Annotated in this window: 18 protein-coding genes and 1 pseudogene; 7 read left to right on the top strand and 12 right to left on the bottom strand. The window is 68.2% G+C overall.

Translation table 11 applies throughout. The features are described from left to right. Positions 1–50: 50 nt before the first annotated feature. Both CSC78_RS00750 and CSC78_RS00745 read right to left on the bottom strand, forming a co-directional pair. Complete coding sequence (locus CSC78_RS00750) at positions 51–326, bottom strand: hypothetical protein (protein ID WP_162335995.1); 276 nt, start codon at positions 324–326, stop codon at positions 51–53. Further along, positions 323–3115 carry a M16 family metallopeptidase gene (locus tag CSC78_RS00745; RefSeq protein ID WP_162335994.1) on the bottom strand — a complete coding sequence of 931 codons (2793 nt, stop codon included), beginning with the start codon at positions 3113–3115 and terminating at the stop codon, positions 323–325. Before CSC78_RS00745 ends, CSC78_RS00750 begins: the two co-directional genes overlap by 4 nt. Positions 3116–3197: 82 nt before the next feature. On the opposite strand from CSC78_RS00745, the gene CSC78_RS00740 reads away from it, so the two are divergent. Then, positions 3198–3926: a pseudouridine synthase gene (locus CSC78_RS00740; RefSeq protein ID WP_238391120.1), complete on the top strand. Its 729-nt coding sequence runs from the start codon at positions 3198–3200 to the stop codon at positions 3924–3926. Positions 3927–4037: 111 nt separating this feature from the next. On the opposite strand, the gene CSC78_RS00735 is transcribed toward CSC78_RS00740, so the two are convergent. The 3 genes from CSC78_RS00735 to CSC78_RS00725 form a co-directional block, all read right to left on the bottom strand. After that, complete coding sequence (locus CSC78_RS00735) at positions 4038–4430, bottom strand: MAPEG family protein (RefSeq protein WP_162335993.1); 393 nt, start codon at positions 4428–4430, stop codon at positions 4038–4040. A gap of 304 nt (positions 4431–4734) precedes the next feature. After that, positions 4735–6432, bottom strand: coding sequence for a M28 family metallopeptidase (locus CSC78_RS00730; protein ID WP_162335992.1), 1698 nt, complete (start codon positions 6430–6432; stop codon positions 4735–4737). A 117-nt stretch (positions 6433–6549) separates the two neighbouring features. Then, a complete protein-coding gene (locus CSC78_RS00725) occupies positions 6550–7212 on the bottom strand; it encodes a DUF4097 family beta strand repeat-containing protein (RefSeq protein WP_202924098.1) in 663 nt (220 codons plus the stop codon). 138 nt (positions 7213–7350) lie between these two features. On the opposite strand from CSC78_RS00725, the gene gpmI reads away from it, so the two are divergent. The 3 genes and pseudogenes from gpmI to CSC78_RS00710 form a co-directional block, all read left to right on the top strand. Then, a complete protein-coding gene (gene gpmI / locus CSC78_RS00720; RefSeq protein ID WP_238391119.1) occupies positions 7351–8907 on the top strand; it encodes a 2,3-bisphosphoglycerate-independent phosphoglycerate mutase in 1557 nt (518 codons plus the stop codon). After that, the gene (locus CSC78_RS00715; RefSeq protein WP_162335990.1) at positions 8907–10163 is read left to right on the top strand and encodes a murein hydrolase activator EnvC family protein; all 1257 of its coding nucleotides are present in this window, start codon (positions 8907–8909) and stop codon (positions 10161–10163) included. The genes gpmI and CSC78_RS00715 overlap by 1 nt, the downstream gene beginning before the upstream one ends. 119 nt (positions 10164–10282) lie before the next feature. Beyond that, positions 10283–11629 (top strand): annotated as a pseudogene (locus CSC78_RS00710) (S41 family peptidase); the annotation flags it as partial. A gap of 40 nt (positions 11630–11669) precedes the next feature. Here CSC78_RS00710 and CSC78_RS19240 read toward each other — a convergent pair. From CSC78_RS19240 to CSC78_RS00695, 3 genes are all read right to left on the bottom strand, one after another. Next, positions 11670–11957, bottom strand: coding sequence for an Imm1 family immunity protein (locus CSC78_RS19240; RefSeq protein ID WP_202924086.1), 288 nt, complete (start codon positions 11955–11957; stop codon positions 11670–11672). Positions 11958–12020: 63 nt separating this feature from the next. Then, the gene (locus CSC78_RS00700; protein ID WP_162335987.1) at positions 12021–12341 is read right to left on the bottom strand and encodes a DUF1820 family protein; all 321 of its coding nucleotides are present in this window, start codon (positions 12339–12341) and stop codon (positions 12021–12023) included. Between the two features lie 87 nt (positions 12342–12428). Beyond that, on the bottom strand, positions 12429–13121 hold the full coding sequence (locus CSC78_RS00695; protein WP_162335986.1) for a rhomboid family intramembrane serine protease: 693 nt from the start codon (positions 13119–13121) through the stop codon (positions 12429–12431). A 224-nt stretch (positions 13122–13345) separates the two neighbouring features. Here CSC78_RS00695 and CSC78_RS00690 point away from each other — a divergent pair, with 224 nt between their 5' ends. After that, positions 13346–14725 (top strand): OmpP1/FadL family transporter, encoded by a 1380-nt coding sequence (locus CSC78_RS00690; RefSeq protein WP_162335985.1) that lies wholly within the window; start codon positions 13346–13348, stop codon positions 14723–14725. 370 nt (positions 14726–15095) lie between these two features. Here the strand turns inward: CSC78_RS00690 and CSC78_RS00685 are convergent, their stop codons facing one another. Genes CSC78_RS00685 through putA form a run of 4 tightly spaced genes read right to left on the bottom strand, consistent with a single transcriptional unit; the run spans position 15096 to position 20787 of the window. Continuing rightward, on the bottom strand, positions 15096–16049 hold the full coding sequence (locus tag CSC78_RS00685) for an SMP-30/gluconolactonase/LRE family protein (protein WP_162335984.1): 954 nt from the start codon (positions 16047–16049) through the stop codon (positions 15096–15098). Between the two features lie 13 nt (positions 16050–16062). Beyond that, positions 16063–17223, bottom strand: a complete 1161-nt coding sequence (locus CSC78_RS00680) for a GGDEF domain-containing protein (RefSeq protein WP_162335983.1) — start codon at positions 17221–17223, stop codon at positions 16063–16065. Continuing rightward, positions 17220–17438 (bottom strand): hypothetical protein, encoded by a 219-nt coding sequence (locus tag CSC78_RS00675; RefSeq protein ID WP_162335982.1) that lies wholly within the window; start codon positions 17436–17438, stop codon positions 17220–17222. The genes CSC78_RS00680 and CSC78_RS00675 overlap by 4 nt, the downstream gene beginning before the upstream one ends. A gap of 34 nt (positions 17439–17472) precedes the next feature. After that, positions 17473–20787, bottom strand: a complete 3315-nt coding sequence (putA, locus tag CSC78_RS00670; protein ID WP_162335981.1) for a bifunctional proline dehydrogenase/L-glutamate gamma-semialdehyde dehydrogenase PutA — start codon at positions 20785–20787, stop codon at positions 17473–17475. Between the two features lie 263 nt (positions 20788–21050). Between putA and CSC78_RS00665 the strand changes: the two genes are divergently transcribed. Beyond that, positions 21051–21527 carry a DUF2244 domain-containing protein gene (locus tag CSC78_RS00665; protein ID WP_162335980.1) on the top strand — a complete coding sequence of 159 codons (477 nt, stop codon included), beginning with the start codon at positions 21051–21053 and terminating at the stop codon, positions 21525–21527. Between the two features lie 18 nt (positions 21528–21545). Beyond that, positions 21546–22484, top strand: a complete 939-nt coding sequence (gene coxB, locus CSC78_RS00660) for a cytochrome c oxidase subunit II (protein WP_162335979.1) — start codon at positions 21546–21548, stop codon at positions 22482–22484. The last annotated feature ends 21 nt before the right edge of the window (positions 22485–22505 follow it).

Raw genomic sequence — 22505 nt, 5'->3', positions numbered from 1 at the left:
CCCCTCGCGGGGCCGTCGTCGATGCAGTGAACCATCGGGCGTTCGTTTCGTCAGCGCTCTGATCGCTCGCGGTGCTTTTCCGCCATGAACCACATCGCCCCACCCCAGACCAGGCCGCCGATGGGGAAGCCGATCAGCGCCGCGGTCAGCAGCGGCAGGAACTCGCGTTCGGTGAACACCATCATCAGTCCGCACCACAGCACGGCCGTGATGAGGCCCCAGCCGAGCATGCCGCGGTACACGATGAAGCGCAGCGGCCCCTGGTCGCGGATCTTCTGCCAGCGGGCGAGGGCCGCCTGCTGTTTCGCATCCTGATGCTGGCTCATGGAGTCGCTCCCGGTGCCGCGGCAGGCGCACTCGTCGCCTTCTTCGCGAAGTCGCCCGCCACGAACACGCTCAGCGCGTCCGCCTTCAGATGCTTGCGGATCGCTGCGTTGACCTGCTCGCGCGTCAGGGCCGCGTACTTCGCGTCCAGGTCGGCGGTGAACTGCATGTTGCGGCCGAAGTAGAGCTGGTCGGTCAGCATGCCGGCGATGGTGCCGTCCTCGGCGCGGGCCTGCTGGCGTTCGGTCAGCGTGCCGGCCACGGCGTCCTTCAGCTCCTCGGCGGTGATGCCGTCCTTCAGCAGCTTGTCCAGCTCCTCGCGCACCAGCGCTTCGACCTTGGCCATGTTCTCCGGCGCAGCGATGGCCTGCACGGTGAAACTGCCGGCATCGTCCTGGCCGCTGCGACTGTCGTCGGCGCGGATGCCGCTGGAGACGCCGTAGCTGAGGCCTTCCTGCTGGCGGATGCGGTCGCCCAGGCGCGACTTCAGCGCGCCGCCGCCGAAGATGCGGTTGGCGACGATCATCGCGGGGTAGTCCGCATCGGTCACGCGCAGCGACAGGTTCTGCCGCGCCAGCAGCACGGCGTTGGGCTTGTCCGGCGTTTCGAAGCGCTGCTGCTTCGCGGCGACGTCCGTGTAGCGCGTGTCGATGGAGGCGTAAGGCGTGCCGGCCTGCCAGCCGACGAACAGCTGTTCCAGCTGCGCGCGCACGGCGACGGGATTGAAGTCGCCGACGATGGCGATCTCGCCTTCGGACGTGCCGTAGAGATCGCGGTGGAAGGCGCGCACGTCGTCCAGCTTCAGCGCCTTCATCATCGCGATGGACTCGTCCAGCGTGCGGTTGCGCAACGGGTGGCCGGCCGGCCACGGGTCGAAGGACTGCGCCAACGCCCGGCCGGCGATCGCGCCCGGTTCCTGCCGTGACGCCTCCATGCCGGTCAGTGCCTGCACGCGCAGCTGTTCGAACTCGTCCTGCGGGAAGGCCGGGTGGCGCAGCACGTCGGCGGCCAGCGCCAGCGCGTCGGCCAGGTGCTCGCGCCGGGTCTGCAGGCCGATCGCCGCCCCCTGCAGGCTGCCGCTGATGGTGCCCTGCGTCTTCAGCTGCTCCAGCCGCTGATCGATCTGCGTGCGCGTCATCGTCGTGCTGCCGCGCATCAGCATCGCACCGGCCATGCCGGCCGCGCCTTCACGACCGGTCAGTGCGGCCTCATCGGCGAAGCGGAAGTTGGCGTCGACGATCACCGTGCCGCCGCGCGTCTTCTTCGGCAGCAGCGACACGCGCAGCGCCTTGCCCAGGGTGAAGGTCTGCGTGCGCGCTTCGATGTTCTGCGGCGAGGGATCGAACTGCTCGCCCGCGCTGACCGCGGCGCGGCCGGTGTAGCCGTCCACCAGCGTGGCGACGGCGGGCGCGGCGGGAATCTCCACACGCTCGGGCGTGTCGCTGGGGATGAAGCGACCCAGGGTGCGGTTGCTCGACTTCAGGTAGGCGGTGGCGACGCGGTTGACGTCGGCGGCGGTGACCTTCTCGATGGCATCGCGGCTGGTGAACAGCAGGCGCCAGTCGCCGGCGGACTGGAATTCCGACAGGCCCATGCCGACCGCATTGACGTCGGTGAAGTACAGGTCGTAGGCGTTGCCGATGCGCTGCTTGGCTTCGTCCACTTCCTGCTGCGTGATCGGCTGTGCGGCGATCTGTTCGACCTGCTTCAGCAGTTCGGCTTCGGTCTTCTTCGCATCGCCATCGGCGGGAATGACGGCGACGGCGGTCAGCAGGCCGGGGTCGCGCATGGATTCACTGTTGGCACCGCTGCCGGCCGCCAACTTGCCTTCAACCAGCGCCTTGTGCAGGCGGCCGCCCGGCGTGTGGCCCAGCACGTTCGCCAGCACGGCCAGCGGCGCGTTGTCGGCATGCGCGACAGCGGGCACATGGTAGGCGGCGGCGACCAGGCGAAGGTTGCCGACGCGGCGCACGGTGACCTCGCGCTCGCCGTCCTGCGCGGGCTCGACCGTGTAGAAGCGCGGCAACGCGCGCGTCGGCTTCTTCAGCGGGCCGAAGTGGCGCGCGATGCGCGCCAGCACGTCGGCGGGTTCGACACGGCCGGCGACGATCAGGGTTGCGTTGTCCGGCTGGTACCACTGGCGGTAGAACGCCTGCAGCTTGTCGATCGGCACGCCTTCCACGTCGCTGCGCGCACCGATGGTGGTGTTGCCGTAGTTGTGCCACAGGAACGCGGTGGAACGGATGCGCTGGAACAGCACACCGCCGGGGTTGTTCTCACCGGCTTCCAGTTCGTTGCGCACTACGGTCATTTCGCTGTCGAGGTCCTTCTTCGCGACGTTGGAATGGACCATGCGGTCGGCTTCCATCTTCAGCACCCAGTCCAGGGTGTCGGTGTTGGCCGGGAACGAAGCGAAGTAGTTGGTGCGGTCCAGCCCGGTGGTGGCGTTGAAGTCGATGCCGCGCTTCTTCATCTCGCCGCTGATGTCGGACTGCGTGGGCGTGCCCTTGAACAGCAGGTGCTCCAGCAGGTGCGCCATGCCGGTCTCGCCGTAGTTCTCGTGCACCGAGCCCACCTGGTAGACCAGGTTCACCGTGACGGTGGGCTTGGTGGCGTCGGGGAACAGCAGCACGCGCAGGCCGTTGGCCAGGGTGTACTCGCTGATGCCCTCGATGCTGGGGCCGGCGGCAATGCCCTTCGGCAGCGCGGCCTGCGCCTGCAGCGACAGCGGGGTGCCCAGGGCCAGCGTGACGGCCAGTCCGAGTGCGACAATGAAACGGGGTGACTTCATCCACCATCCTCCATCAGGGCCGCGGGCGTCCATCGCATGCGGCGAACCGCGAGTTTCGCAGATTTGCAGGAAAGGTCGATTCATGGATTACGGTGAGACGAACATGGACGACGGCGCATTGCCCGTGCTGTACGCCGATGCGCAGATCGCGGTGGTCAACAAGCCCGCGGGCGTGATGGCGCACGACAGCAAGCTGGCGCGCGGCGAGACCGACTTCGTCGCCGACCGCCTGCGCGCGCAGTTCGGCAAGCCGATCTTCCTGATCCACCGCCTCGACCGCGCCACCAGCGGCTGCCTGCTGGTGGCCTTCGACCGGGACAGCGCGTCCACGCTGGGCAAGGTGCTGATGTCGCGCGAGGTGGAGAAGGATTACCTGGCGATATGCCGCGGCTGGCCGGAGCCGGATTTCATCGTCGACCATCCCATCGATGGCGGCCCCGGCAAGCCGGAGAAGAAGCCGGCGCTGACGCGCTTCGTGCGCCTGGCGACCGGAGATCTGCCGTTGCCATCGGGCGACTTCAAGACCTCACGCTATGCGCTGCTGCGTTGCCAGCCGGAAACCGGCCGCTTCCGCCAGATCCGCCGGCACCTGAAGCACGCGTTCCATCACCTGATCGGCGACACCAGCCACGGCGACGGCCGCCACAACCGGAACTTCCGCATGCACGGCGTGCATCGCATGCTGCTGCACGCGGTGCGGCTGTCGTTCCCGCATCCGTCGACCGGCGAGCGTATCGAGGCAGTCGCGCCGCTGGATGCGGAGTTCGTGAAGGCGTATGCGCTGTTCGGGTGGGAAGGGGATTTGAGGTAGCTGATCCATGGGGCGCGGTGACAGGTGTGGGAGCGACGTAAGTCGCGATAGGCCACCAGTAACGCCTCATCGCGACTTACGTCGCTCCCACATCCGATCCTGCAGGTTGCCTCACGCCACCCGCATCGCCGCCAGCACCATGAGCGCCGCGGCGCACAGCATGCCGACCAGCCACGAGAGACTCCGCAGCGTGTGCTTGTCGGCGAGGTAGAACACGCCATGCAGCACTCGCGCCACCACGAAGCCGATGGCCAGTTGCGTGACGGTGTCTGCCGGCACGCCTGCCAGCTGCGCCATCAGCACGCCGGCCACGAATGCGGGGAACGCTTCGAAGCCGTTGAGGTGCGCGGCGTTGGCGCGCTGCACCTTGTAGTTGCCCTCCTGCTTGGCCACCCACGCACGCGGGTTCCGGTTGTTGTAGCGCTCGCCGGAACGCTTGGCGATGAAGACCCACAGGTAGGGCAGCAGGGCGGTGAGCAGGATGCACCAGTAAGCGATCGACATGAATTTTCCCTCCGAGGAGGGCGCAGGGTAGTGCGTACGGCGGCAAGGCGTCCATGGGCGGTTGCCCTCTCCCTGCGCAGCGGGGAGAGGGTGCCCGAAGGGCGGGTGAGGGGAGAGCGGAGGCATCATCTTGAATCTGCGCGCTCGCATTGCCGAGTTCGATGAGGGCGGAGAGACATTGCGCGGAACACCATTGCGCTCGCCCCTCATCTGCCCTGCCGGGCACCTCTCCCCGCAAGCGGGGAGAAGAAACAGAAAACGGCGCCTCTCGGCGCCGTTTCCGTATCTCATCGGAACCGTCGGCTTACTTCTTCGCCGGCTCCGCCTTCATCATCGTGTCGCGCGCGGCCTTGAAGGGGTTGCCTTCGTACCAGTTCGGCCACGTGTCCTCGACGGCCAGGTCCTTGCCGACGCCGTACAGCGCCTGCAGGTCCTGCACCACGCCGTCCAGCTTCCAGCCGTCGTGCACTTCGTCGCTGGCCTGGTGGTAACGCTTGGCGTACTCCTCGCTGGCCGCCTTGCCGGCTTCCACGCCGCCGTCCAGCAGGTCGTTGCCGCCCTTGGCATACAGCGCGGGCACGCCGGCCTTGGCGAAGTTGAAGTGGTCGCTGCGGAAGTAGTAGCCACCGGCCGGGTTGCCTTCCTCGGCGAGCACGCGGCCCTGCTGGTCGGCGTAGACCTTCAGCATGTCTTCCAGTTCGGAGTTGCCCTTGCCGGTGACGACGAAGTCGCGCGACTTGCCGCCGACGCTCATCGCGTCGAGGTTGATCACGCCGGCGATCTTGTTGAGCGGGAAGGTCGGGTGCGCGACGTAGTACTTGGAGCCGAGCAGGCCGGATTCCTCCAGCGTCACCGCCACGAACACCACCGAGCGCGCCGGCTTCGGATCCTGGTGGGCGAAGGCTTCGGCGATCTCGAGGATGCCGGCCACGCCGGTCGCGTTGTCGACGGCGCCGTTGTAGATGTTGTCGCCTTCTTCGCCTTCGTGCTTGCCCAGGTGGTCCCAGTGGGCCATGTACAGCACGGCCTCGTCGGGCTTGCTGGTGCCCGGCAGTACGCCGATGACGTTGCGCGAGGTCTTCTCGGTGATGCTGCTCTTCAGCGCCACGGATGCCTTCGCCTTCAGGGGCACCGGCTTGAAGCCGCGCTTGCCGGCGTTGGCGTAGGCGGCCTCAAGATCGAGGCCGGCATCGGCGAACAGCTGCTTGGCGGCTTCGGCACTCAGCCAGCCCTGCAGCGGGATGCGCTTCTCCGGATCGTCCTTGGCCGGCAGGTCGTACTGCGGGCCGGCCCACGAATTCTTCACTACGTCCCAGCCATAGCTGGCGCCATCGGTGTCGTGGACGATCAGCGCGGCGGCAGCCCCCTTGCGTGCGGCCTCTTCGAACTTGTACGTCCAGCGCCCGTAGTAGGTCATGCGGTTGCCGCCGAACAGCGTCTCGTCCTTGCTGTGGAAGCCCGGATCGTTGACGAACATCACCACGGTCTTGCCGGTCCAGTCCTGGCCGGCGTAGTCGTTCCACTGCTGCTCTGGCGCATCCACGCCGTAGCCGACGAAGATCAGGTCGCTGGCATCCAGCTTGACGTCGGTCTGGCCGGTACGGGTACCGATCACGTAGTCGGTGCCGAACTTCAGGTCGCGCTTGCCGGTCGAGGTGGTCAGCGACAGCGTGGTCGCGGCCTCGTCGGCGGTGGTCTCCACCATCGGCACGTCCTGGAAGTAGCTGCCGTTGTTGCCCGGCTGCAGGCCGATGCGCTTCATCTGCGCTTCGAGATAGTTGGCGGTTTTCTCTTCGCCGACCGAACCGGGCGCGCGGCCTTCGAACTCGTCGGACGCCAGGGTGTTCACCATGTCGGCGAAGTCGCCCTCGGTGATGTCGGCGGTGAAGGTGTGGGCGGCGGCGGGCGGCGTGGCTGCCTCGGGCGCCGGGGCCGCGGATTCTTGCTTGCACGCGGCCAGGGCGGCCGCGGTGGCAAGCACCAGCATCAACTTGCGGGACATCGGGATTCCTCAACGAACGGAATCCCGATTCTAGCGGGAATGGGCGGGTCGGGCTTTGCAAGGACGGCGCCCCCGCCCCATCCCTCCCCCCGCAGGCGGGGGAGGGGGCGGAACGACTTACTCGGCCGGCGCGGTGTCGGTGCTGAACGGCTTGGCGGTGGCGCCGGTCACCGGGCCGATCTTCGCGCTGGTGTGCACGTAGAGGGTGACCGGGCGCTCGAACACCAGTGGGCCGTTCACTTCGGCATTGGGGCCGATCACGATGCGCGGCACCTTCTTGCTGTTGGTGTTGAAGAAGCCGGCGTTGGACTTCTGCACGCGCAGGCCGCCGCGCACCTTCGAGCCGACGCCGACGGTGACGTCGCCGAGCACGGTCTCGATGCTGCCGCCGACCTGCGTGGCAACCAGGCCGATGGCGCCGTTGACAGTCTCCACATCGCCACCCACCACGCCGCCGCGGTCGATGAAGATGCTGCCGTTGACGGTTTCGACATCCTTGCGGACGTTGACGTCCTTGCCGGTGCGGATGGCGCCGTTGACGGTTTCCAGCGATTGCACCACGGCCTTGTCGCCGACGGTGATGCTGCCGTTGACCGTGCTGGCGTCTTCGGCGGTGACGCCATCGCCGATGCGGATGCTGCCGTTGACGGTATCCAGGTCGCCATAGGTCTGGCCGGCGTCGGCGGTGATGCTGCCGTTGACCTTGGAGATTTCCTGCTGGGCCAGCGCAGGGGTGGTGGCCAGGGCCAGGGTCAGCAGCAGGGCGGTGCGGGGACGGATCATGGGGTTGCCTCTCGGGTGGTCTCGTATCGGTCTGATGCGCTGGCTTACCCGAGGGTTTAAACGCCGTTGCACCGGGATGGATGGCACCATGCTTCGCTACAATCGTCACCTGCCTGAAGTCACTGGAATCCTGCCGTGTCCGCATCCCCTGCGTCCGTGAAGCGTCCCAAGCCCGTCGTGCTGCTGATCCTGGATGGCTGGGGGCATCGTGAAGACCCCACGGACAATGCGCTGGCGCAGGCCGAGCTGCCGAACTGGCGCCGCCTGCTGGCCTCCGCGCCGCACACGCTGATCCATACCGAGGGCCGCCACGTGGGCCTGCCGGACGGGCAGATGGGCAATTCGGAGGTGGGCCACATGAATCTGGGTGCGGGCCGCATCGTCTACCAGGACCTGACCCGCATCGACGCCGCCATCGAGGACGGCAGCTTCTACACCAACGCCGAGCTCGTCGCAGCCTGCGCGGCGGCCAAGGCGGACGGCAAGACGCTGCATGTGTTCGGCCTGCTGTCGCCGGGTGGCGTGCACAGCCATGAGCTGCACCTCTTCGCGATGCTGGAACTGGCCAAGCGCCAGGGCGTGCCGCGCGTGGCGGTGCATGCCTTCCTCGATGGCCGCGATACGCCGCCGAAGTCCGCAGAGCCCAGCCTGCGCGCCCTGCAGGACCTGTGCGCGACGCTCGGCAACGCGCACATCGCCTCGGTGAGCGGCCGCTACTACGCGATGGACCGCGACAAGCGCTGGGACCGCGTGCAGCTGGCGTGGGACGCCATCGTCGAAGCGAAGGCCGAGTATCGCGCCGCGACCGGCGTGGCCGCGCTGGAAGATGCGTACGCGCGCGGCGAGAACGACGAATTCGTCCTGCCGACCGTCATCGAGGGCGCGCAGCCGATGGCCGATGGCGATGCGGTGGTGTTCATGAACTTCCGCGCCGACCGCGCGCGCCAGCTGACGGCGGCGTTCGTGTCGCCGGCATTCGACGGCTTCGAGCGGCGCGTGCCGGCGCTGGCGCGCTTCGTCTGCCTGACCGAGTACGACGCAAAGCTGCCCGCACCGGTGGCGTTCGGTCCCGACGACCTGCGCGAGACCTTCGGCGAGCTGCTGGCCGAACACGGCCTGACCCAGCTGCGCATCGCGGAAACGGAGAAGTACGCGCACGTGACGTTCTTCTTCAGCGGCGGCCGCGAGGACGTGTTCGAGGGCGAGGAGCGCATCCTGATCCCCAGCCCCAAGGTGGCCACCTACGACCTGCAGCCGGAAATGAGCTGCCCCGAGCTGACCGAGAAGCTGGTCGACGCGATCGGCGCGGGCCGCTTCGACGCGATCGTCTGCAACATCGCCAATCCCGACATGGTCGGCCACAGCGGCGACCTGCAGGCGGCGATCCTCGCCGCGCAGGCGGTGGACAAGGCGGTGGGTGCGATCGATGCCGCCGTGCGCAAGGCGGGCGGCGCCATGATCATCACCGCCGACCACGGCAACCTGGAGATGATGCGCGACCCCGCCACCGGCCAGCCGCATACCGCGCACACGGTCGGCCCGGTGCCGCTGGTGCTGGTGCAGCCGGAAGGCGCGCCCGTGGTCACGCTGCGCAGCGGTGGCGCGTTGCGCGATGTCGCGCCGACGCTGCTGCAGCTGCTCGGCCTGCCGCAGCCGGCCGCCATGAGCGGCCGCAGCCTGATCGACGCCTGATGCCGTATCGCGCACGCGCGTTCGCTGCCGTCGTCCTGCTGGCCGGACTGTCGCTCGTCGCGACCGCGCCGGCGCAGAACTCGCGCGAGGCCGAGCAGAAGCTGCAGCGCGTGCGCAGCGAACTGAAGTCGATCGCGCAGGAGCGGCGCAAGCTGGAAAGCGAGCGCGGTGCCGCGTCGCGCCAGCTGCGCGATGCCGATGAGCAGGTCGGACGCACCACGCGTTCGCTGTCCGACACCGAAGCCGCGTTGCGCCGCGAAGCCGCGGCGCTGGACGAGCTGCAGCGCAAGCGCGACGCCATGCAGGGCCAGCAGGCGGCGCAGCGCAGGCAGCTGACCGCGCTGGTGCGCGCCGCCTACCAGCGTGGCGACGATGCCCCGCTGAAGGTGTTGCTGTCGCAGGACCGCGTGGCGGACGCCAATCGCCTGCTCGCCTACCACCGCTACGTGCAGCGCGACCAGGCGCAACGCATCGAGTCCCTCAATACCGAACTGGCGGCGCTGGACCAGGTGGAGCGCGACATCGTCGCCCGCCAGGCCGAGCTGGATGCGGCACGCGTGAAGCAGCGCGGCCAGGTCGCGCAGCTGGAGAAGGACCGCAAGGCGCGTGCCAGCCTGATGGCCGACCTGGACCAGCGTTACCAGGACCGGGCGGCGAAGGAAAAGGCGCTCGGCCAGGATGCGCGTTCGCTGGAAACGCTGCTGAAGAACCTGCGTGCAGCCGCGGCGCGCGCCGAAGCCGAACGCCGTGCCGCCGCGCGTCGCGAAGCCGCTGCAGCGGCGGCCGCACAGAAGCGCGAAGGCAATGGCACCGCGACGCGCAGCCCCCGCACCGCCGCGCCGCGCCCCGAGGTCGCGTCCGCGCCTGCACTGAAGGTCGGCGGACTGGGCTGGCCGGTCTCGGGCAACCTGCTGGCGCGCTATGGCGGCCGCCTGCCGGATGGCCGTGCCAGTACGGGCGTGCTGATCGGCGCGCCGTCCGGCACGCCGGTCACGGCGGTGGCCGATGGCACGGTGGTGTTCTCCGAGTGGATGACCGGCTACGGCCTGATCCTGATCCTCGACCATGGCAACGGCTACATGAGCCTGTACGCGCACAACGACAGCCTGCTGAAGGACAGCGGCGACCGGGTCAAGCGCGGCGATGCGGTCGCGCGCGTCGGTACGTCGGGTGGACAGGGCCAGGCCGCGCTGTACTTCGAACTGCGCCGCAACGGCCAGCCGGTCGATCCGTCCTCGTGGCTGCAGCGGCGATGAACGGCGCCGCCGGCCGTAACCCGGCTTGAACATCCCGCCTGCGCGGCTTCACGCATAATCCGGATGAACTCCGCGGGCGTTCGCGGTGTCCATCGTCCGCCCTATCCGGAGTTCCGCGCATGCTGCAGCGTCTTCCCCTGGCCCTCCTGACCGTCGCCCTGCTCGCCGCGCTGCCGGTGTGGGCGCAGCAGCAGGCGCCATCGCCGGAGACGCCGCCGGTGGTCGCGCCCAGCGACGATCCCGATGCCGCGGAGAATGCGCCGAAGGTGCCGCTCGAGGAGATCCGCCGCTACGTGGCCGTGTTCAACGCGGTCAAGGAAGCCTACGTCGAGCCGGTCGAGGACGAGAAGCTGATGCAGTCCGCGATCCGCGGCCTGCTGCTCGACCTGGACCCGCACAGCACCTATTTCGACAAGGCCGATTCCGAAGCCTTCGACGAACAGGCCAACGGCGCCTACGAAGGCATCGGCGTGGAACTGATGCAGCAACCCGACCGCACGTTGCTGGTCGTATCGCCGATCGACGACACGCCTGCCGCGAAGGCCGGCATCAAGTCCGGCGATCTGATCACCGCGATCGACGGCAAGCCGATCAGCGCCGAGGACGGCATGGAGCCGCTGCGCGGTGTGCCGGGCAGCAAGATCGTGCTGACCATTGTGCGCGACGGCACGCCGAAGCCGTTCGACGTGCCCCTGACCCGCGAAACGATCCGCGTGAACAGCGTGGCCAGCCGCATGCTCGAGCCGGGCTACGGCTACGTGCGGATCAAGGCGTTCCAGACCGATACCGCCGCCGAGTTCCAGCGGCAGATCGACAAGCTGCAGCAGGGCGGCAAGCTGCGCGGCCTGGTGCTGGACCTGCGCAGCAATCCCGGTGGCCTGCTGCTCGCCGCGGTGCAGGTGGCGGACGACCTGCTCGACAAGGGCAATATCGTCAGCACGCGCGGGCGCATGTCGATCAGCGATTCCAAGTTCGATGCCACGCCGGGTGATCGCCTCAACGGCGCGCCGGTGGTGGTGCTGGTCGATGCCGGTTCCGCCAGCGCGTCGGAGGTGCTGGCCGGCGCGCTGCGCGACAACGGCCGTGCACGCGTGGTCGGTAGCCGCACCTTCGGCAAGGGCTCGGTGCAGACCGTGCTGCCGCTGGACAACGGCGACTCGGTCAAACTGACGACGGCGCGCTATTACACGCCCAGCGGCAAGTCGATCCAGGCCAGCGGCATCGTCCCGGACGTGGTGGTGAAGCCCGAGGTCGCCGACGCCAAGCCGGGCTCGGTGGTCGAACAGGATGGCCAGCTCTACATCACCGAAGCGACGTTGCCGGGCCATCTGCGCGGCGACGAGGAAGGCGCCGCGGGTTACGCGCCCGGCGACGTGCTGGATGGCGATGCACCGATCAATGCCGCCCTGGTGGAGTTGAAGAAAGTGGCTTCGACCGCACGGGCGTCGTCGGACAAGCAGCTGCGCTGAGGCGCTGTGCATACAACGCGTACGATGTAACGCACGGTCAGAGCGCTGTGGCTGGCGCCCATTCGCCGTGTGAGTCGTCGTGCCACGCGATAAACGGTGGTCGCAAACCCGTTGACTGAAAGTACTCGATCGCTCGCATGATCAGAGGTACAGGCAGCGCCCACGAAGCTGGATACTGATCACGCTGTCCGTTATCTATAACGTAGTCGATCAATGCATTAGCCGGACCATCATACTCCGGGTTACGCGAACTGAATCCTGCATCCCCGGGCTGGCGGATGTACATCAACCAACCCGAGTCGCCGTTGATCAGGACGCTCAACATTTGGCCGTGCGGCCCGTCAAACCACAAATGCTGATGGCTTGGCTCTGACATTGGATCGGACCCCTACCGTGGCTTCGCCGGCATCGGGAACGGCGTGACGACCTTTTCGCCGGTGGACGCGTCGCGGATCGCCGACTGGCCTTTGCGCTCCACTTCCTCGATGCGGATGATGCTCTGCATCGGCAGGTGCAGCACCTTGGTGCCGCCGAATTCGTCGCGCAGGCGCTCTTCGGTGGGATCCACGACCAGACCTTCGTGCACGTCGAACACCAGCTCGGCGACTTCGGTGAAGCCCCACAGGCCACTGGCAGCGACGCTGCGTGCGTACAGCTCGTAGACCTTGGTGTGGTTGTGGAAGGTGATCTTGTAGAGCGTGTTCTTCATGCGCGGATTATAGAAGTGAGTGGAGAGGAGTGAGGGGGAGCACACCGCTTTTCCTCACTCCTCACTCCTCCACGTTCACTCCTGCCTTCAGTATCCCTGCCGCTTGCGCATGCGCCGCGCGATCGCGGCGCGCACGAACAGTGCGAACACCACGCCGAACAGGAAGCCGGCGATGTGTGCCCACCACGCCACCGCGCCCAGCGTCGGTCCGGTGTAGGCGAACACCACCTGCAGCAGCGCCCAGATGCCGATCAGCAGCGACGCGGGTGCCTTGACGAATTCCAGGAACAGTCCCAGCGGCAGCACCACGCCGAGCTTGGCGGTAGGGAACAGGGCGAGATAGGCGCCGATGACTGCCGAGATGGCGCCGCTGGCACCGACGATGACGCGGTCCGGCGTACCGATGCTGAGCACGGCGGCGACATTGGCGACGGCGCCGCCCACCAGGAACAGGAGCAGGAACCGCCACGGCCCCATCGCCCGTTCGGAGGGCAGGCCGAAGATGAGCAGGAACACCAGGTTGCCCAGCAGGTGGGCCCAGTCCGCGTGCAGGAACAGCGCAGTGAACAACCGCAGCACCGTGCCGCTCTGCAGCGAGGCCAGCCAGACCTCGGGCGCCACCATGCCGCCGGTCAGTGCCCCCCAGCGCGTCAGCAGGTGGCCCTGGGCAGCGTCCCCCAGTGTCAGCGCCCAGCAGAAGGCGGCGGACAGCAGGACCAGCAGGGCGGGCGTGGCCCAGCGGACGTGCGGTTTCCGGCGGGAAGGAAGCGAGACGAACATGCGGCCGCACTGTACCGGGTCATCGACGGGCTGCCCATGGTGCGCCGTAACGAAACTGAATAGGGGCAATGACTTACAGCGGATTGTTAGCGTTTAGTTAGCGGGTATACTGCATACGGCGTCGTATGTCGGGAGGGGCTTCCGGCAGGCCGAAAGGTGGATTACACACCCCGGCCAGAGGCGACGCAGACGATTCATTACCCACGTCTCCGGAGAGATCAAAGATGGAATTCACCAAGAACCTGACCCGCGTCACCGCGCTGGCGCTCGGCATCGCCGGCGTGCTCGCCTACGGCGATGTCCACGCCGCCGCCTTCCAGCTGAAGGAAAACAGCGTCAAGGCCCAGGGCCGCGCGATGGCCGGTTCGGCCTCCGCCAAGGGCGACGCCTCGGTGGTGGTCAACAACCCCGCCATGATGTCGACCTTCACCGACAAGACCTTCCAGGCCGACGTCACCGCGATCGACCTGTCGTTCGAATTCACCGGTGGCGGCACCGCCGCGGCCGGCACCGCCCTGCAGCAGCCGCTGCGCGGTGGTGACGGCGGAGACGCCGGCGACATCGCCGCCGTGCCGGCCATGTCGTTCATCCTGCCGCTGAGCGACCAGTTCGAGTACGTCACCCTGGGCGCCATGATCAGCGCGCCGTTCGGCCTGAAGACCGATTACGAGTCCGACTGGGTCGGCCGTTACCACGCGCTGGAATCCGACGTGAAGATCGTCGACCTGACGCTGGCCGCTTCGCTGGAACTGAGCGACCGCGCGTCGGTGGGCCTGGGCGTGATCTACGAACACGCCGACGTCACCCTGACCAACGCCGTGGACTTCGGCGCCGGCGTCTGCCGCGTGGCGGTTGCGCTGTGCGTCACCCCGAACCCGGTCGCCGCCCCGTTCGGCCCGCAGAAGAACGACGGCGTCGCCGGCATCTCCGGCACCGACAACAGCTTCGGCTGGCTGGCCGGCATCAGCCTGCGCCCGACCGACAAGCTGTCGCTGGGTTATTCGTACCGTTCCGAGATCGACCACGAGCTGCGCGGCACGGCGACCTTCGAGGTGCCGGCCAACGTGCGCGGCGTGCTGGGCAATGCGATCTACAAGCCGACCGACGGCGGCGGCGCCAAGCTGACCACCCCGGCCACCCACACCTTCAGCGCCACCTACCAGGCCACCGAACGCTTCGCGATCATGGCCGAAGGCGTGCACACCGGTTGGGATTCGCTGAAGGAAATCCGCATCGAGTTCGACAACCCGCTGCAGGCCGACGCGGTGGAGAACTACGACTGGCACGACAGCTGGTTCTATTCGCTGGGCGGCGAGTTCGCGCTCAACGACCGCTTCACGCTGCGTGCCGGTATCGCGCGCGACGAGTCCCCGGTCGCCCGTGCGCACCGCACCCCGCGCATGCCCGACGAAGACCGCAACTGGTACTCGCTGGGCCTGAGCTGGAACGTCAGCGACAACCTGGAGCTCAACGCCAGCTACGTGCGCCTGGAACTGGCGGACAAGCCGGAGATCGACCTGCTGTCGTCCAGCGGTTCGCGCCTGGTCGGCCAGTACGACGGTGGCGCCAACCTGTTCGGCGTGTCGATGCAGTACAAGTTCTGATCGCAGCGCGTACTGGAGCCACGAAAAACCCCGCCTCGGCGGGGTTTTTCTTTGTCCGTGGCCTGCGCGACAACGGAATCCGACGTAGCGTGGTATGCGCACGATGCATGAACCCGTCATCGCGCGTCGTGCGTACGGCGCACGCTACGCCAGCTCCATCTCGGCAGGGTGCCTTGACGCCCTCTCCTCGCGGGAGAGGGGGTGGAGTGAGGGCAGTTAATGCGGTGACGGTTCGGCGGCACACGCACCCTCATCCGGCGCTGCGCGCCATCTTCTCCCGGCGGGAGAAGGATCGGACACACATAGCGTGCGCCACGCACGACGCGCGGTGACGAACGCCTGCATCGTGCGCGCAGCGCACGCGGCGCCGTCAGTACGGCAATCCCGCCACGTCCAGGTCGATCGACCACAGGCTGGCCGCGCCGGTGAGGAACAGCGTGCGGCGGTCTACGCCGCCGAATGCGGCGTTGGTGATGTTGGCATCCACGTGGATCGTCGCCAGCACCTCGCCAGTCGGCGAGAACACGCGCACGCGTTGTTCGCCATGCTCGGTGACGTAGACGTTGCCCAGGCAGTCGATGGCCAGGCCGTCGCCGCCGCTGATGCGCGCAAGGTCGCGGCCTTCGCCTGGCACGCCGTCCTCGATGGCATAGGTGCGCAACACGTCGCCGTCGCCGGTGCCGCCGGCCACGTACAGCGTGTCGCCGGAAGGCGACAGGGCGATGCCGTTGGGATTGCGCAGGCTGTCGTCCACGACCGTCGTCTTGCCGTCGCGATGGCGATAGACGCGCGTGCGCGGTTGCCCGCCCGGCGCGGCCTTGCGCTGGTAGTCCGGATCAGTGAAGTAGAGCGTGCCGTCGGCAGCCATCACCAGGTCGTTCGGCGAGTTGAACGGCGCGCCCTCGAACGTGGAAACGAGTGATGACCGTGTGCCGTCGGCCAGGTCCACGCGCGCCACCTGCTTGCGGTCGTGCGTGGCCGCGATGAGATGGCCTTCGGTATCCAGTGCGAGGCCGTTGCTGCCACTGTCCTCGACCGCCGTCGCCCAGCCGTCCGGCGGCGTGAATCGCCGGATGCGCGACGGGAATGTCCCGGCGTGCACGAAGTCCGACAGGTACAGCCCCCCGTCCGTCCACACCGCGCCTTCATAGAGGCGGTCCTGGTCGTCGTCGACCACCGCGGCGGCCACGCGCGTGGCGGTCATGTCGCCCGAGGGCGCGCGACCCGGATCGGCGGGACAGACCGAGCGGTGCGCCGAGGCGTGGACGAGCGGCGCGGCGCCGCACAGCAGCAGGGCGATGGCGAGGCGGGAGTGCAGTGGCATGGCGATCTCGTGGTCAGGCGGGATGCCAGCGTACCTCGATCCGGTTGCGGCCTTTGTGCTTGGCGGCGTACAGCGCCTCGTCGGCGAGCCGCATCAGCGTGTCGTATGGCGCATCGCGGTCGGCGGTGAAGGAGATGCCGAGGCTGACGGTAACGCGGAAATCATGGCCGCTCGGCGCGAATTCCAGCGCCATCACCTGCTGGCGGATGCGTTCTGCCAGTGCGTGCGCCGTGTCCGGCGGCGTGTCGCGCATCACCAGCATGAATTCCTCGCCACCCAGGCGCGCGAACAGGTCGCCGCTGCGGATGCAGCCGTGCACCACGTCGGAGAACCGCTGCAGCACCAGGTCGCCGGCTTCGTGGCCGTGGTCGTCATTGACCGCCTTGAAGTGGTCCAGGTCGAGCGCGATCACCGCCAGCCCGTGTTCGGAGGCGGCCCATCCACCGAGGGATTGCAACTCGTTGTCCAGCCCGCGCCGGTTCAGCGCGCCGGTGAGTGGATCGAACAGGGCGCTGCGCCGTAACGGCTCCGCGGCACGGAAGCTGGCCAGCATCAGCATGCAGAAATTGAGCATGAACCAGATCGACAGGTCCAGGTTCACCCACATCGGATTGGGACCGTAGCGGCCGGTCAGCGCCGCCAGCAGGTCGCCGCCGTACAGCCACAGCAGCACGACGCAGCCCGCCATCATCAGGCGTGCCGGCACGTGGTCGGGCGCCACGCGCAGCACGACCAGGTGGCGCAGCATCACCAGCAGCACGATCACCTCGGTGGCGCTCATCGCCGCGCCCTGGGCCTCGACACCGCCGCCGAGCACGACGCCGGCCAGCGAGAACGCCAGGCACAGCGGCAGCAGTCCCCGTTCCCACCATGCCAGCGTGCGCTGCTGCACGAACTGGATGATCGACCACGCCAGCCCGACCAGGCCGGCGCAGGCGAGCAACCCGCCGGCACCGGCGATGCCGTCCGCGAGCGACTCGTTGCCGGCGCGCTCCAGGGTCTGCGCGGTGCCGTCCAGCATCGCCGCGCCCAGCGAGTACAGGAAGTGCGCCACGCCCCACGTGGCGATGCCGCGTACGCCGCGCGACACCTTGCCCACGTAGAAGAACAGCGCGAGCAGCACGGCAGCGAGTGCGCAATCGCTGAGCAGCAGGTTGTAGAAGTCGGTCGTCATGCGTCGTCGGGGCCTTGCTGGCCGTGGAGCTTCCTGTCGATGCCAGAACGCAGGATACGGCGCAATCCGGCAGTGGCATCGCCCCGATGCTGGCGCACGCGCGCCATGTACTCGGCGGCGGCGACCATGGATCCGCAGCATCGCCGCGCGCTGCCCGCGGTGTCAGTGCCGTGGGTCACGCAAAAAGAAAAAGCCCCGCCGGAGCGGGGCTTCATGCAGCGTCCTTTGTGAGATGAAGCGGCTAAGGCGTCATTCGCCCAGCGTGAGCAGCGACGCGTTGCCGCCGGCCGCCGTGGTGTTAACGGTGACCGTCTTCTCCGTGGCGAAGCGCGGCAGATAGTGCGGACCGCCGGCCTTGGGGCCGGTGCCCGAGAGACCCTGGCCACCGAACGGCTGCACGCCGACGACGGCGCCGATCTGGTTGCGGTTGACGTAGACGTTGCCGACCTTCACCCGTGCGGCGATGCGATCGATGGTCTCGTCGATGCGTGAGTGCACGCCCAGCGTCAGGCCGTAGCCGGTGGCGTTGATCTGGTCGATCACCGCGTCCAGCTGGTCGGCCTTCCAGCGCACCACGTGCAGGGCCGGCCCGAAGATTTCCTTCTGCAACTGGTCCAGCGACGTCAGTTCCCACGCGCGCGGCGCGAAGAACGTGCCGTGCGCCGTGTCATCGCCTGCGTTCGCCTGCTTGATCAGGCGCGCTTCGTTGGCCATGCGGGCCGCGTGGTCGTCCAGGATCTTCAGCGCATCGGCATCGATCACCGGGCCGACGTCGGTCGACAGCAGCCCCGGGTCGCCGACCTTCAGTTCGTCCATCGCGCCGGCCAGCATAGTCATCACCTTGTCGGCGATGTCGTCCTGCACGAACAGCACGCGCGCAGCCGAGCAGCGCTGGCCGGCGGAGGTGAAGGCGGAGCCCATCGCGTCCTTGACCAACTGCTCCGGCAGTGCCGACGAGTCGGCGATGAAGGCGTTCTGCCCACCGGTCTCGGCGATCAGCGTGGCGATCGGACCGGCCTCGCGGCCGGCGAGCGCACGGTTGATCGCGCGCGCGGTCTCGGTGGAGCCGGTGAAGGCGACACCGGCGACACGCGGATCCTTGGTCAGCGCGGCACCGACGGTGGCACCGTCGCCGGGCAGGAACTGCAACACGGCTTCGGGGATGCCGGCTTCGTGTAGCAGCTTCACCGCGGCATGGCCGATCAGGTTGGTCTGCTCGGCCGGCTTGGCGATCACGCTGTTGCCGGCGGCGAGCGCGGCGCTGACCTGGCCCAGGAAGATCGCCAGCGGGAAGTTCCACGGACTGATGCAGACGAACACGCCACGGCCCTGCAGCTGCAGCTGGTTGGATTCGCCGGTCGGGCCGGGCAGGTGCTCCGGCGCGCCGAACTGTGCGCGCGCCTGGGCGGCGTAGTAGCGCAGGAAGTCGACGGCTTCGCGCACTTCGGCGACGCCGTCGGGGATGGTCTTGCCGGCTTCCTTCACGCACAGCGCGATGTAGTCGGGCAGGCGCTGTTCCAGCAGGTTGGCGGCGTGCTCGAGGATCGCGGCGCGGCTGGCGGCCGGCGTGCGGTCCCAGGCGGGCTGCGCGGCGACGGCATTCGCCAGCGCCTTCTCGACGGCGGCGCTGTCGGCCGGCTGCCATTCGCCGACGGTCTGGCGGCGGTCGGCGGGATTGGTCACCGGCAGCGCGTTGCCGGACACGACCGCGCCCGGCACCAGCGGCGCGGCGCGCCACGGCTTCACCGACGCGTTGATGCGCTCGGCCAGGGCACGCAGGTCGTTGTCGTTGGCGAGGTTGGCGCCCATGGAGTTGTTCCTGTCAGAAGAGGCGATGGGAGCCGGCTGGCTCCGGAAAAGGTCGACCGGCAGCGGGATGCGCGGATGCGGGATGGACTCGAATTCCGACACGGTCTGCACCGGGTCGCGCACCAGGTCCTCGATGGCGACGTTCTCGTCGGTGATGCGGTTGACGAAGCTGCTGTTGGCGCCGTTCTCGAGCAGGCGGCGCACGAGGTACGGCAGCAGGTCCTCGTGCGAACCGACCGGCGCGTACACGCGGCACGGCGTGTCGAGGCGGTGCTTGGGCACCACTTCGGCGTACAGGTCGTCGCCCATGCCGTGCAGCTTCTGGAATTCAAAGCCCCTCTCCCCCCGGGAGAGGGGTTGGGGAGAGGGTAAGGCGCGAGCGCTGGCACCAGGATGCCCCGCACCCTCATCCGCCCTTCGGGCACCTTCTCCCGGAGGGAGAAGGGAAAGCGCGTGGATCGCGGCGATGGTCTGCGCATTGTGGGTAGCGAACATCGGGTACAGCGCATCGCCGTGGTCGAACATGCGGCGTGCATTGGCCAGATACGACACGTCGGTGTTCGGCTTGCGGGTGAACACCGGGTAGCCGGGATGGCCGTCGATCTGGGCACGCTTGATCTCGGCGTCCCAGTACGCGCCCTTCACCAGGCGCACCGGCATGCGGCGGCCGACGCGGCGGGCGAGATCGGCGAGAAAGTCGATCACGTACGGCGTGCGCTTCTGGTAGGCCTGCACGGCCAGGCCGTAGCCTTCCCAGCCATCGAGTGAGGCGTCGGCGAAGGTCGCTTCGATCAGGTCCAGCGAGAGCTCCAGGCGGTCGGCTTCCTCGGCATCGATGGTGAAGCCGATGCCGTAGGACTTGGCCAGTTGCGCCAGTTCCAGGATGGCCGGGGCCAGGTCCTTCATCACGCGGGCGCGCTTGGCGTGCTCGTAGCGCGGGTGCAGCGCGGAGAGCTTGATCGAGATGCTCGGTGCCGCGAACACGTCCGCGAAGGGACCGGTACGGCCGATCGCATGGATCGCCTGGCGGTAGGCCTCCAGGTAGCGGGCGGCGTCCCGCGTGGTCAGCGCGCCCTCGCCCAGCATGTCGAACGAGTAGCGGTAGTCGGCATTCTCGCCCTTGCGGCTGCGGGCCAGCGCCTCGTCGATGGTGCGGCCCATGACGAACTGGTGGCCCATGATGCGCATGGCCTGGCGCACGGCGAGGCGGATGACCGGCTCGCCGACGCGGCCGACCAGGCGCTTGAAGGCGCCGGGCACGTCGGCGCGGGTCAGGTCGTTCAGGTTGACCAGCCTGCCAGTCAGCATCAGGCCCCAGGTGGAGGCATTGACCAGCACCGAGTCGCTCTGGCCCAGGTGTTTTTCCCAGTCGGCATCGCCCAGCTTGTCGCGGATCAGCTTGTCCGCGGTCTCCTGGTCCGGGATGCGCAGCAGCGCTTCGGCCACGCACATCAGCAGCACGCCTTCCTCGCTGCCCAGGTCGTACTGGCGCATGAAGGCTTCGATGGCGCCCTGGTCCTGCGCGCGGGCGCGGACCCGCTTCACCAGGTCCACGGCCAGCTTCTGCGCCTGGATCTGCTCGTCGGCCGGCAGGCGGGCCTGTTCCAGCAGCTCGTGGACATGCTCGGTCTCGTCGCGCAGCCAGGCCGCCGTGATGGCGGCCCGCAGGGCGGCCGGAGGCGCGGGAAGCTCGGGGGAGACGATGGCGCCGGCCATCGGGGCGGCGGGCGACGGGACGGGCGAAGGGGTCGACATGACGGCGGGGCAGTCCAAAGGCAGTCCATTAGTTTAGGGCCGCGCGGGCAGCCCGGATATGCCTGTCGTGCGGGGTTTGCGGGCCTCGGGCGTGTCGCTGGGCGAGGCGGTGACGCACGTCGCGGAACGCCGCCGTAGGCGCGCGCCGCACCCTCGAACGCGGGCCACGGCGCCTTGTCCTCGATCAATGCACCTTGCCGCCCCCTGTGCTCGGGAGCTACCATTCAGCGGTTTTCCGCAGCCCGGATCGTGTGGCGGGCGACATGATCGAAGTGGTGCCGTCATCGTGGGACGGACACGGCGCGCAGGTCCGCCTGCGGCCGCCGCGGGCGCTGACGCGCCGCCAGTTCGTGATGTTGTTCGCGGCATTGTCGGGTGCGATGTGGGTCGTCGCCGTGCTGGGCTGGTGGGGAGGCAATGCCTTCGCGCCGGCCTTTGCGTTGCTCCATTCGGCCATCGTGGCCACGGCGTTGCATGCGTCGTGGCGCCATGGCGACCGGGGCGAGGAGATCCGCATCGGGCCCGACGCGGTGGAGGTGACCACCTCCGGCGGAGGGTTGGTGTTCCGTGCGCACCCGTACTGGGTACGCCTGGGCATCGCGCGGGGAGGCGAAAGGATTTCGCTGGCTTCCAGTGGCAGGCAGGTACAGGTGGGCGACTTCCTGGGACCGGCCGAGCGGCGGCAGCTGGCGGAGACCTTGCAGGATCTACTGGCGGCCGCGAGCGGCCGCAACCGATGACGCATTGGGGTCTAGGCAATGACGCAAGTGAATGGGATGTGGAAGCGGTTGGCGATGGCGTGCACGCTGCTGGCGATGCCGGCGCTGGCCTGGGCGCAGTCGGCTGACCCGCACCGGTGGCAGCTGAACATGGGCAAGGGCGTCACCGCGTCCTCGCAGCATGCCTACGACGCGCACATGATCGCGCTGATCGTGTGCATCGTGATCGGCATCATCGTGTTCGGTGCGATGGGCTACGCGATGTTCAAGTTCCGCAAGTCCAAGGGTGCGGTGGCCGCGCAGTTCAGCCACAACACCACCGCCGAGATCATCTGGACCGTCATCCCGGTGCTGATCCTGGTGGTCATGGCCTGGCCGGCGACCGCCAAGCTGATCGCCATGTACGACACCCGCGACGCCGAGATGACCGTCAAGGTCACCGGCTACCAGTGGATGTGGAAGTACGAGTACCTGGGTGAGGACGTGTCCTTCACCAGCCGTCTGGACCGCGAGTCCGACCGCATCCGCCAGAGCGGCGAGAAGCCCGACCTGGTGAAGAACCCGCACTACCTGCTGGACGTCGACAACCAGCTGGTGCTGCCGACCGATACCAAGATCCGCTTCGTGATCACCGCCGACGACGTCATCCACGCATGGTGGGTGCCGGCGCTGGGCTGGAAGCAGGACGCCATCCCGGGCATCGTCAACGAGGCCTGGACCGACATCAAGGAACCGGGCGTCTACCGCGGCCAATGCGCCGAACTGTGCGGCAAGGACCACGGTTTCATGCCGATCGTCGTGAAGGCGGTGCCGAAGGCCGAGTTCGAGCAGTGGCTGGCCTCGAAGAAGCCTGCCCCGGCCGCCGAACCGGCACCGGCCGCACCGTCTCCGGAGACCGCGCCTGCGGAAGCCGCCCCGGCCAACGCCGCCGCCTCCGCCTCCGCTGCCGAGACCCCCGCGCCGTCGGCGCAGGGCTGATCGTCCGATTTAGCTGCAAGA

The organism is Pseudoxanthomonas japonensis (assembly GCF_010093445.1).
GTDB lineage: Bacteria > Pseudomonadota > Gammaproteobacteria > Xanthomonadales > Xanthomonadaceae > Pseudoxanthomonas_A > Pseudoxanthomonas_A japonensis.
This window is presented reverse-complemented; position numbering and strand designations above follow the sequence as displayed.